We start from the raw sequence: 11,942 nt of genomic DNA, 5'->3' as shown, positions 1-11,942 counted from the left end.
GTGCGTTACGCCAGCACTTCACACATGCCGATGGCCGAGCAATCCACTTCGAACGGGCCGAGAAAACCGCTGGGAGTTTTCACCGGCGGATTGCCGGCCAGCAGCCCCAGCGCATTGGCCCGTTCGATGTTGTGAGCGATGGTGTGGTTGGCCTCTATGGCCCGGGCCAGTCCGCCGACCGAACCCTGGCCGAATCCCAACAGGGAAGCGCCGTTGGTCATGAACGCCAATCCGGCAATGACCCAGAGTCTGTAGCCTTTCATGCTCCGCCGACTCCCGCGAGTTCAGCTGAATCCACCGTCGCGTTCTGCGAGCGGAGTTCGAACTGGATGCCGGGATGGGCGACGTCGATCGGTGCTTCGAAGCTGTGTTGCGACTGCGACGCCAGACTGATAAACAGCACCATGACCAGGTACAGACCGATGGCCACGTAGGCGCCGCGTTTGGCGGAAGTGATGATTGAACTGGCCATGATGTGTGCTCCGTGGACAATGTTTCGAGGTCCACAGAATCGATCAAAAAAGCCGGGGTAACCACTCAGGGTTTTCCATAGTAACCATCAGCTTCGTTGATTATTTAGCCGGTCTATCTCGCCGTTTGAAAATAGCTATCGCTGGTCGCTGCGCAAGCAAAAAACTGCCCAAGGCTGCGATCTTTTGATTTTGCTTTTTGATAAACAAGATCAAAGGATCGCAGCCTTGGACAGTTCCAGAGTGTGACGGAAATTTCAGTGTTGAGCTTTGTGATCCAGCGCGGCGTAGAAGTTGGCGCTCTGTTGCAGGTATTTCTGGGTGTAGCTCTGGGTGTGGGATTTTTTGTCGCTGATTTCAACGTTGGCACTGGCTGGCAGAGCCACGGTGGCGGAGATGGCGGAGGCGGCAATCACGGAGAAGAGATTGAAGTTCATGGCGGTAACCCTCGTGTTCAGTTGGCTTGCTTGCCCGGTTGGGCCGTGAAGCAAACTTAACGCTCGAGGGTCGATCGCTTGAAATGCTTTGCAACATTACCTGTTATCAGCAGGATTAATACAAAGCTTCAGGCCCCGCAGACCGGGGCCTGCGGCTTATTGACGCACGAGAAACTTCAGATCGCTCGGGGCGTCCATCGGCAGTTTTTGCACGGTTTTGCCCAGCAGACCGGTCTTGCCGTCGCGCTCGACCACCACAATCTGATTGCTCTTCTGGTTGGCGATCAGCAGGAATTTGCCGCTTGGATCGAGGCTGAACTCACGCGGGTGATCGCCTTCCACCGAACGTCGTTGCAGTTCCTTGAGCTGGCCGCTGGCCGGGTCGATCGCGAATACCAGCAGCTGATTGGCGGTGCCACGGTTGCTGACGTAGAGGAATTTGCCATCGGCGGACGCGTGCAGCGCGGCGGCGGCTTTGTCCGAAGTCGGCTGGCCGGCAGCCAGATCGACCATTTGCGTCTGGGTCAGCACGCCGTCCTTGTAATCGAACACCGCAACCTGGGCGCTCATTTCCATGGTCAGCCAGGCGTGTTTGCCATCAGCGCTGAACAGCAGATGACGCGGGCCGCTGCCGGCTGGCAGTTGCACCGACGCGGTTTTCGCCGGGGTCAGCGGCAGATCCGGGTTGGCTTTCGGGTCGAATTGGTAGATGAAGACCTTGTCCGCACCGAGATCGTTGGAGAACACATATCGACCGTCTGGCGAAGAGACCGTCGAGTGCACGTGGTTCGAGGCCTGGCGCTCGGGATTGACCCGGCTCGCCGGGTGCGCGCTCATCTGCACCACCGGTTTGAGCTTGCCGTCGCTGCCGACCGGCAATACCGCGAGGGTGCCGCCCGGATCTTCAACCACCGAGTAGTTGCTGACGAACAGATGGCTGGCGTCGTCGCTGAGGCTCGAATGGGTCGGCTCGTTGCCCAGGCTCTGGACCTGATTGATCAGGGTCAGCGCGTGGGTCTTCGGATCGATGGAATAGCTGCTCACACGACCAACCGGATCTTTCTGGCCTGGGCCGTTTTCGTTGACCACGAACACCCGGTGCTGATCCTTGGACAGGGTAAGCCACGACGGGTTTTCGCTCTTGATCACTTGCAGCGGTTTGGCGTCGATCTGGCCGGTGGCGCTGTCGAAGTTCATCCGGTAGATGCCTTCGCTGGTGCCGGCGGTGTAGGAGCCGACCAGCAACTGGAAGCTTTCGGCCGAGGCGCTGGAAAGACCCATCGCGCCGACGCTGCCGGCCATCAGCAATGGCCAGAATTTACGCATGTTCATTCGGTTTCATCCTCGTCGTCGGCGCTGCTGAGTACATCGCCGAGGCAGACCAGACGGTGTTCGCCAACGGTTTTGGTGTCGCTGGAAAAACCGACGATCAACCAGCTCTGCAGATCTTCATCAAACGTCGCCGCTGCCACCTGCGCCGGGGTGAACTCCCAATGCTTGGCTGCCCGGCCATCGATGCATTCGATGTGCAGGTTGTCGTCTTCGTCGAGGGCGAATTCGAAAGCGTGCAGGCCGTCGATTTCGACCATACCGCAGTGTTCGAGGGCGTTGAGAAGGGTGTCGGTTACGGCAGTCATGGCAATCATGTCTTTAAGGGGGAAAGGGCCAATGATAGCTCAAAGCCCCGCTCTTGATCGTTCCCACGCTCTGCCTGGGAACGATCATGCGGTTAGAGGGCGTCGCGCGAGGGCTTGCCGTCGACCAGCCGCTGAATACGCAACGGGTTGGCGTTTTTCAGCGGCTCCGGCAGCAGGCTGTCGGGGTAGTTCTGGAAGCACACCGGGCGCAGGAAACGATCGATCGCCAGCGTCCCCACCGAGGTGCCACGGACATCAGACGTCGCCGGATACGGCCCACCGTGAACCATGGAATCACAGACTTCGACACCGGTCGGATATCCATTGAGCAGGATCCGCCCGACCTTCTGTTCCAGCAATGGCGTCAGCTCCGGGAAGCGTTCGAAATCCGCCTGCTCGCCGATGATGGTCGCCGTCAGCTGTCCGTGCAGGCCCTGCAACGCCGCACTCAGCTGCGCCTTGTCGGCCACTTCGACGATCACCGTGGTCGGGCCGAACACTTCTTCCTGCAGCACTTCATCGCCATCGATCAACAGGCTGACATCGGCCTTGAACAACTGCGGCTGCGCCTGATTGCCCTGCTGCGGATTGCCCGCCAGATGCTCGATGCCGGCGTGCGCCAGGAGTTTTTCCAGGCCCTTGCCGTAGCTGCCCAGCGTTCCGGCATTGAGCATGGTTTGCGCCGGTTGATCACCGATCAGCGCCGCGACTTGCTCAACGAATGCCGTGAACTGTGGCGAACGGATGCCGATCACCAGACCCGGATTGGTACAGAACTGACCGCAGCCCTGCACTACCGACGCGGTCAGATCGCGGGCGACGGTTTCCGAACGCTCGGCCAGTGCCTGAGGCAGCACGATCACCGGGTTGATGCTCGACATCTCGGCGAACACCGGGATCGGCTGGGGCCTTGCGGCAGCCATGTCGCACAGCGCCCGTCCGCCCCGCAGCGAACCGGTGAAACCCACCGCCTGAATGGCCGGATGTTTGACCAGCCATTCACCGACGCCACCACCGTAGATCATGTTGAACACACCGGCCGGCATCGCGGTTTTTTCTGCCGCACGAATCAGCGCATCGGCGACAAGTTCAGCGGTGGCCATGTGACCGCTGTGGGCCTTGAACACCACCGGGCAGCCGGCCGCCAGCGCCGACGCGGTATCGCCGCCGGCGGTGGAGAATGCCAACGGAAAGTTGCTCGCACCGAACACCGCCACCGGCCCGAGACCGATGCGGTACTGGCGCAGACCCGGACGCGGCAGCGGCTGACGATCCGGCAACGGCAAATCGATCCGCGCACCGTAGAAATCACCGCGCCGCAGGACTTTGGCGAACAAGCGCATCTGGCCGCTGGTGCGCCCTCTTTCACCTTGAATCCGCCCAGCCGGCAGTGCGGTTTCACGGCAGACCACAGCGACGAAATCATCGCCCAGGGCGTCCAGCTCATCGGCAATCGCATCGAGAAACTGCGCTCGGCGTTCGGCGCTGAGGCTGCGATACGCCGGATACGCCGCCGCAGCGGCCTTGGCGGCAGCGTCTACTTCCGACTCCGTGGCCTGTATGAAATCGTGAGGCAGTGCCTCGCCCGTGGTGGCGTCGACGCTTTGCAGCTTGACGTCGCCCGCCGCGCTGCGACGGCCGCCGATGTAGTTGTGACCGAGAATCTGAGTCATGGGATCTCCTTAAAGGGTGCCAATGCTGTCCGGTTCGAATGCCGCTGCGACCGGGGCGATACCGTTGACCAGCGGTGCGCCGAATTCAGCCTGGCTGATCTCGAACACGTCGCCCGGCTGAGTGCGGATGCCATCGGCGAATGACAACGTCGCCGTGCCGAAAAAGTGAATGTGCACGTCGCCCGGGCGCAAGAACTGGCTGTACTTGAAGTGGTGGTATTCGAGGTTCGCCAGGCTGTGGCACATGTTGGCCTCACCGCTGAGGAACTCGTTCTGCCACAGCACTTCGCCGTCGCGCAGGATGCGGCTGGTGCCGGCCAGGTGTTGCGGCAGCTCGCCGACGCGCAACTCCGGGCCGTAGCTGCAACTGCGCAGTTTCGAGTGGGCCAGATACAGGTAATTCTTGCGCTCCATGACGTGATCGGAGAACTCGTTGCCCACCGCGAAACCGAGGCGATACGGCTTGCCGTCGTGGCCGATGATGTAGAGGCCGGCCATTTCCGGTTCCTCGCCGGCGTCTTCGGCAAACGGCGGCAGCGGGAACGGCTGACCGGGACGCACGACAATGCTGCCGTCGCCCTTGTAGAACCACTCCGGCTGCACGCCGGCCTGCCCCGCCGCTGGTTTGCCGCCCTCCACGCCCCACTTGAAGATGCGCATGGTGTCGGTCATCGCCGCTTCATCGCCGGCCTGCTGATGCATCTTGTCCCTGGCCGATGCGCTGCCGAGGTGCGTGAGGCCGGTGCCGCTGACCAGCAGGTGCGCCGGGTCCGGGTGATCCAGTGGCGGCAGGATGCGCAGTTTGGCCAGCAATTCGGCGTAATCGTGGCTGATGCCCAGGCCGAGGGTTTGCACTTGCTGCGCGAGGGTGCTGCCGGCCTCGATCGCGGCCAGGGCCAGATCGCGAACCGTGCGCGCATCCTGCACTTCACGCACCAGACCGTCCTCGACCACCCCGACACGGCGCTCGCCGCTACTCAATTCGAATTGAACCAGATGCATGATGTTCTCCTGTTAAAACAAATCCTGGATCGAAATCAGGTGCGCGTCGCACCGCGTGCGCTCGCTGCAAATTGCTCGACTGGCAGCACATGCTTGCGCTCCAGCAAGCGATAGACGACGCCCGTCAGAATCAGCCCGAACACCATCACCCCGGACAGGAAGTACAGGCCAGAAGCGAGGTTGCCGGTGTACTCCTTCAAGGCGCCGATCACGAACGGGCCGATGTAGCCGCCGAGGTTGCCCACCGAGTTGATCAACGCAATCCCTGCCGCCGCACTGGCGCCGGCGAAGAACCGCCCCGGCAGCGTCCAGAACACCGCCGTGCAGGAAAACAGCGCGAACGCCACCAGACACAACGCCGCCAGTTGCGCCACCGGCAACGACAACCAGGCGCTGAGGAACAGGCCGATCGCGCCCAGCACATAGAGCACCGCCAGATGGCCGTAACGATCATTCAAACGGTCGGAACTGCGCGGAATGATCAGCAGGCCGATGATCCCGAAAATGTACGGCACCGACGACACGAAACCGGTCACCAGATCGCTGCCGCCGAACTGTTTGATCAGGGTCGGCAGCCACAGGCCCAGGCCATAAATGCTCAGGGTCACCGGCAGGTAGAACAGCGCCAGCAGCAACACCCGTTTGTCTTTCAGCGCATACAGCGGATTGCCGTGACGGGTCTGGCCGTATTCCTGCAGGTCTTTTTTCAGCTCGCCGGTCAGCCAGTCCTTCTCGGCCTGGTCCATCCATTTCACTTGCTGCGGGCCGTCCGGCAGCCAGCGCAATACCGGCCAGGTCAGCAGGATCGCCGGGGTGCCGATGACGATGAACAGCCACTGCCAGCCATGCAGGCCGAGGATGCCGTCCATGCCCAGCAAACCGCCCGAAACGGGGCCGGTGATCATCATCGCGATGGGTTGGGAAAGGATGAACAGCCCGAGGATCTTGCCGCGATGGCGCACCGGGAACCATTGGGTGATGTAGTACAGAACGCCGGGAAAGAACCCCGCCTCCGCCGCGCCGAGCAGAAAGCGCATCACGTAGAAACTGTGCGGGCCCTGGACGAAGGCCATGCCGATAGTGATCGCGCCCCAGGTGATCATGATCCGCGCGAACCAGCGTCGCGCGCCGAAGCGTTCGAGCATCAGGTTGCTGGGGATTTCAAACAGAAAGTAGCCGATGAAAAACAGCCCGGCGCCGAGACCGTAGGCGGCATCGCCGATGCCGATGTCGGCGCCCATGTGCAGCTTGGCGAAGCCGACGGCGGAGCGATCCACGTAGGCGATCAGGTACAGCAGGATCAGGAAGGGAATCAGTTTCAGCGTGATGCGCCGGACAAGCCGCAATTCCTGGCTCATGAGATCGGTCTCCGATTGTTGTTTTTATGGAACCTCGGGGGACGCCTCTCGCGGAAAATCGCCAGGGCCATCCCTCCGTCGAAAACGACTATATAGTAATACTAATTACGCAACAACACTTCCAAACCGTCGATTTTGCGCTTATGTTTAGCCGAAGCTCGCAAACAATAGTCTTACAATAAGAGAATCGATCATGTCTGATAAGAAACCCACCCTGCGCTCCGCCCAATGGTTTGGCACGGCCGACAAGAACGGCTTCATGTACCGCAGCTGGATGAAGAATCAGGGCATCGCCGACCATCAGTTCCATGGCAAGCCGATCATCGGCATCTGCAACACCTGGTCGGAACTGACCCCGTGCAACGCGCACTTCCGCCAGATCGCGGAGCACGTCAAACGCGGGGTGATCGAGGCCGGTGGTTTTCCGGTGGAATTTCCAGTGTTCTCCAACGGCGAATCGAACCTGCGCCCGACCGCCATGCTCACCCGCAACCTGGCGAGCATGGATGTGGAGGAAGCGATTCGCGGCAACCCGATTGACGGCGTGGTGCTGCTGACCGGTTGCGACAAGACCACCCCGGCCCTGCTGATGGGCGCGGCCAGTTGCGACGTGCCGGCGATCGTCGTCACCGGCGGGCCGATGCTCAACGGCAAGCACAAAGGCAAGGACATCGGCTCCGGCACCGTGGTCTGGCAGCTCAGCGAGCAGGTCAAGGCCGGCACCATCACGATTGACGATTTCCTCGCGGCCGAGGGCGGCATGTCCCGCTCGGCCGGCACCTGCAACACCATGGGTACCGCGTCGACCATGGCCTGCATGGCCGAAGCGCTGGGCACTTCGCTGCCGCACAACGCGGCGATTCCGGCGGTGGATGCGCGGCGTTATGTGCTGGCGCACATGTCCGGCATGCGTGCGGTCGAGATGGTGCGTGAAGACCTGAAGCTGTCGAAGATCCTGACCAAGGAAGCCTTCGAAAACGCGATCAGGGTCAACGCGGCCATTGGCGGTTCGACCAACGCGGTGATCCACCTCAAAGCCATCGCCGGGCGCATCGGCGTCGAGCTGGATCTGGACGACTGGACCCGCATCGGTCGTGGCATGCCGACCATCGTCGACCTGCAACCGTCCGGACGTTTTCTGATGGAAGAGTTCTATTACGCGGGCGGCTTGCCGGCCGTGCTGCGACGTCTCGGCGAGGCCAATCTGATTCCCAACCCGAACGCATTGACCGTCAATGGCAAATCCATCGGCGAGAACACCAAGGACGCGCCGATCTACGGTGAGGACGAGGTGATCCGCACCCTCGACAATCCGATCCGCGCCGACGGCGGCATCTGCGTGTTGCGCGGCAACCTGGCGCCACTGGGCGCGGTGCTCAAGCCGTCAGCCGCCACGCCGGAACTGATGCAGCACCGTGGCCGTGCGGTCGTTTTCGAGAATTTCGACATGTACAAGGCGCGGATCAACGACCCGGAACTGGACGTCGATGCGAACTCGATTCTGGTGATGAAGAACTGCGGGCCGAAGGGTTATCCGGGCATGGCCGAAGTCGGCAACATGGGCTTGCCGGCCAAACTGCTGGCTCAGGGCGTTACCGACATGGTGCGCATCTCCGACGCGCGCATGAGCGGCACCGCTTACGGCACCGTTGTCTTGCACGTCGCCCCGGAAGCGGCGGCCGGCGGGCCTTTGGCGGCGGTGAAGGAAGGCGACTGGATCGAGCTGGACTGCGCCAGCGGGCGTTTGCACCTGGACATTCCGGACGCTGAACTGGCGGCGCGCATGGCGGATCTGCAACCGCCGCAACAGCTGTTGGTGGGTGGATATCGTCAGTTGTATATCGACCATGTGCTGCAGGCGGATCAAGGTTGCGATTTCGACTTCCTGGTTGGTTGCCGAGGTGCTGAAGTCCCGCGCCATTCCCACTAAAACCGCCGCCCCCTGCCCTGATCGTTCCCACGCTCTGCGTGGGAATGCAGCCCGAGACGCTCTGCGTCCCATTCGAGAGCGGGAACGCGGAGCGTCCCTTCAGGCATTCCCACGCAGACGGTTCGACGCCTCGACGTGGGAACGATCATTGCCTCGCTCCAGATTACGCCGTGCCTGCTATGATGCGCGGCATCTCCATCGCTCAGGATCGCGCCACTCCCCATGGATTACCGCAAACCTTCCGACCGTAAAAGCATGCACTCGCGCATCGTCCAGGAACTGGGCATGCAGATTGTTTCCGGACGCTTTCTGCCCTGCGACAAGCTGCCCGCCGAAGCCTTGCTCTGCGAGGAATACGCGGTCAGCCGGCCGGTGTTGCGCGAAGCCACCCGAGTGCTGGTCGCCAAGGGCCTGGTGTATTCGAAACCCCGCGTCGGCACCGTGGTCAAGCCGCGCCGCGAATGGCACATGCTCGACCCGGACGTGCTGCACTGGCTGATGCAAAGCAGCCCGCAGAACGAGTTCTTCAACGTCCTGACCAGCGTGCGCAGCATCATCGAACCCGCCGCCGCCGCCCTCGCCGCCCAGCACGCGACCGATGCCGATATCGCGTCGATTGCCGAGGCTTACCAACGCATGGAAGCGGCGCCGACGCCGGAAGCCTTGCTGCAACCGGATCTGGATTTTCACAGCCGGATTGCCGACGCGACCCACAACGACTTGCTGGCGAACCTGTGCAACATGCTGTCGGTGGCGATTGCCGAGGCGTTGAAGCATTCGAACCAGCGGCCGAATCTGCATGAACTGGCGCTGCCACGGCACAAGGCGATTTTGACGGCCATCGAGAATCGGGATGCGTTGGGGGCGCGGCATGCGACGTTGGTGCAGCTGGATGATGCGCGGAGTGCCTTGAGTGTTGTGCTGGGGGCGGATCTTTCTTAAGCCTTGAGACAACTTGCCCTCACCGCAGGCATAAAAAAGCCGCAACCCTAAGGTTGCGGCTTTTTCATTTCAGCCAACCGGCTCAGTGAGCAAACAAAGAATTGCCCTTCTGCCCCGCCAGTTTCTCCGGCTTGATCAGGAACTTCGCCAGTGCCGGCAGCAGCCACAGCGCGCCGAACATGTTCCACAACAGCATGAAGGTCAGCATCAGGCCCATGTCGGCCTGGAACTTGATCGCCGAGAAGATCCAGGTGCACACGCCGATGGCCAGGCACAGACCGGTGAACAGCACCGCTTTACCGGTGGACTTCAGGGTCTGGTAATAGGCTTCCTGCAACGGCAGGCCGGCACGCAGGAAACTTTCCAGGCGGCTGTAGATGTAGATGCCGTAGTCGACGCCGATCCCCACGCCCAGCGCCACCACCGGCAGCGTCGCAACCTTCACGCCGATGCCCATGAACGCCATCAGCGCGTTGCCCAGCACCGAGGTCAGCACCAGCGGCAGCACGATGCACAAGGTCGCCGCCCACGAGCGGAAGGTGATCATGCACATGACCGCGACGCAGATGTACACCAGGATCAGAATGGTCAGCTCGGATTTCTTGATCACCTCGTTGGTGGCCGCCTCGATCCCGGCGTTACCGGCCGCGAGGATGAATTCCAGGCCTTCCTTGTTGTTTTCCTTGGCGAAGTCCTGCACCGCATGCACCGCGCGATCCAGGGTTTCGGCCTTGTGGTCGTTGAGGAACACCAGCACCGGCGCCAGCGAGCAACTGTTGTTGTACAGGCCGTCGGCCCGGGCGATGGAGTTGTTCAGCACGTCCGGGTTGCGCGACAGGGTTTCCCATTTCAGGTTGCCCTCGTTCATGCCCTTGATCATCTGCTTGGACACGGTCACCAGCGAGATCGCTGACTGCACGCCCTCGGTGTTCTGCATCTTCCACATCAGCTCGTCGATCGGCGCCATGGCTTCATAGCGCGAGCAGCCTTCGGACTTGGTCTTGACCATCACCACCAGCACGTCGGAACTGGTCGAGTAGTTGCTGATGATGAAGTTGTTGTCCTTGTTATAGCGGGAGTCCGGACGCAGCTCCGGCGCGCCCTGGTCGAGGTCGCCGATCTTCAGGTTCTGGCTGTACCAGAGACCGCCGCCGAAGGCGACCAGCGCCAGGGCGATGGAAATCGGGGCGACTTTCGGGTTGGCGAAGTTCGACAGCAGGCGCCAGAACGGATGCTCGCGGTGCGCGTCCTTCTTGCTCTTGGCGATGGCGCGCTTGCTGATGCCGACATAGGAAATCGCCACCGGCAGCAGGATCAGGTTGGTGAACACGATCACCGCCACGCCGATGGAAGCGCCGATGGCCAGCTCGCGGATCACGCCGATGTCGATGATCAGCAGCGTGATGAAGCCGACGGCGTCCGCCAGAATCGCGATCATCCCCGGCAGGAACAACTGACGGAAGGTCCGCCGTGCGGCCGTCAACGCGTTGTCCGCCTCACCGGATTGCAGGGCGATACCGTTGATTTTCTGCACGCCGTGGGAAATCCCGATGGCGAAGATCAGGAACGGCACCAGCATCGAATACGGATCGAGGCCGAACCCGAAGAAGTGCATCAACCCCAGTTGCCAGACCACCGCCACCAGCGTGGTGCTCAACACCGCCACGGTGCTGCGCAGGCAGTTGGTGAACCACAGCAGCAGGATCAGGGTGATGACAAAGGCGATGCCGAAGAACATGACCACCATCACCAGGCCGTCGATCAGGTCACCGACCTTCTTGGCGAAGCCGACGATGTGGATCTTGACGTTGGGGTTCTGCGCTTCGAACTTGTTGCGGATCTTGTCTTCGAGCTCATGGGAGAACTGGCGATAGTCCAGCGCCAGCAGCTTGCCCTGGTCCTGCGGGTCCGGGTAGGACTCCAGCAGCGGGATATCGACGATGCTCGACTTGAAGTCGTTGGCCACCAGACGCCCGACCTGACCGGACTTGAGCACGTTGTTGCGCAGCAGGTCGAGGCTGTCCTGGGAGCCGTTGTAGCTCTGCGGGATCACTTCGCCGCCGGCAAAACCTTCCTCGGTCACTTCGGTCCAGCGCACGCTCGGGCTCCACAGCGACTTGAGGCCGGAACGGTCGACGCCGGAGATGTAGAACACCTCGTCGTTGATCTGACGCAGGGTCTCCATGTACTCCTTGGAGAAGATGTCGCCATCCTTCGCTTCCACCGAGATACGCACGGTGTTGCCCAGGTTCGCCAGATCGTTGCGATGCTCCATCATCTTTTCAATGAACGGATGCTTGAGCGGGATCATCTTTTCGAAACTGGTGGACGGACGGATCAGCGTGGCCTGCCAGAACAGGAAAATGCTGACCAGCAGGCAGATCACGATCACTGCCGGGCGGTTGTTGAAGATCAGGCGCTCGAGAAACGTCGCCTTGTCCTGATGATGAGTGCTCAAGGAAGTCATAGCCCCGCCTTCTTATTATTGATTCG

At 61.4% G+C, this 11,942-nt stretch carries 11 protein-coding genes; 2 read left to right on the top strand and 9 right to left on the bottom strand.

Annotated features, from left to right (window positions below):
• Window positions 1–5 precede the first annotated feature (5 nt).
• The 8 genes from AC1RT4_RS03335 to AC1RT4_RS03300 form a co-directional block, all read right to left on the bottom strand.
• Window positions 6–263 carry a hypothetical protein gene (locus AC1RT4_RS03335; protein ID WP_115078204.1) on the bottom strand — a complete coding sequence of 86 codons (258 nt, stop codon included), beginning with the start codon at window positions 261–263 and terminating at the stop codon, window positions 6–8.
• Complete coding sequence (locus tag AC1RT4_RS03330; RefSeq protein ID WP_493083516.1) at window positions 260–472, bottom strand: hypothetical protein; 213 nt, start codon at window positions 470–472, stop codon at window positions 260–262. Before AC1RT4_RS03330 ends, AC1RT4_RS03335 begins: the two co-directional genes overlap by 4 nt.
• Before the next feature lie 255 nt (window positions 473–727).
• Window positions 728–907, bottom strand: coding sequence for a hypothetical protein (locus tag AC1RT4_RS03325; protein ID WP_007941320.1), 180 nt, complete (start codon window positions 905–907; stop codon window positions 728–730).
• 156 nt (window positions 908–1,063) lie between these two features.
• Window positions 1,064–2,239 (bottom strand): lactonase family protein, encoded by a 1,176-nt coding sequence (locus AC1RT4_RS03320; RefSeq protein WP_493083514.1) that lies wholly within the window; start codon window positions 2,237–2,239, stop codon window positions 1,064–1,066.
• Window positions 2,236–2,544: a DUF5629 family protein gene (locus AC1RT4_RS03315; protein WP_085605117.1), complete on the bottom strand. Its 309-nt coding sequence runs from the start codon at window positions 2,542–2,544 to the stop codon at window positions 2,236–2,238. The genes AC1RT4_RS03320 and AC1RT4_RS03315 overlap by 4 nt, the downstream gene beginning before the upstream one ends.
• Window positions 2,545–2,636: 92 nt before the next feature.
• Window positions 2,637–4,217, bottom strand: a complete 1,581-nt coding sequence (locus AC1RT4_RS03310) for an aldehyde dehydrogenase (NADP(+)) (RefSeq protein WP_493083512.1) — start codon at window positions 4,215–4,217, stop codon at window positions 2,637–2,639.
• 9 nt (window positions 4,218–4,226) lie between these two features.
• Window positions 4,227–5,219, bottom strand: a complete 993-nt coding sequence (araD1, locus tag AC1RT4_RS03305) for an AraD1 family protein (RefSeq protein WP_007957418.1) — start codon at window positions 5,217–5,219, stop codon at window positions 4,227–4,229.
• A gap of 35 nt (window positions 5,220–5,254) precedes the next feature.
• Window positions 5,255–6,577 (bottom strand): MFS transporter, encoded by a 1,323-nt coding sequence (locus AC1RT4_RS03300; protein ID WP_493083509.1) that lies wholly within the window; start codon window positions 6,575–6,577, stop codon window positions 5,255–5,257.
• A gap of 193 nt (window positions 6,578–6,770) precedes the next feature.
• Between AC1RT4_RS03300 and AC1RT4_RS03295 the strand changes: the two genes are divergently transcribed.
• Together AC1RT4_RS03295 and AC1RT4_RS03290 are read left to right on the top strand one after the other, a co-directional pair.
• A complete protein-coding gene (locus tag AC1RT4_RS03295; RefSeq protein ID WP_011334608.1) occupies window positions 6,771–8,507 on the top strand; it encodes an IlvD/Edd family dehydratase in 1,737 nt (578 codons plus the stop codon).
• Window positions 8,508–8,729: 222 nt separating this feature from the next.
• Entirely contained in the window at window positions 8,730–9,449 is a 720-nt protein-coding gene (locus tag AC1RT4_RS03290; protein ID WP_115078210.1) for a FadR/GntR family transcriptional regulator, read from the top strand.
• An 82-nt stretch (window positions 9,450–9,531) separates the two neighbouring features.
• On the opposite strand, the gene AC1RT4_RS03285 is transcribed toward AC1RT4_RS03290, so the two are convergent.
• Window positions 9,532–11,916, bottom strand: a complete 2,385-nt coding sequence (locus tag AC1RT4_RS03285) for an efflux RND transporter permease subunit (protein ID WP_007957414.1) — start codon at window positions 11,914–11,916, stop codon at window positions 9,532–9,534.
• Between the last annotated feature and the right edge of the window lie 26 nt (window positions 11,917–11,942).

The organism is Pseudomonas sp. GW821-FHT11D10, assembly GCF_058808435.1.
This window is presented reverse-complemented; position numbering and strand designations above follow the sequence as displayed.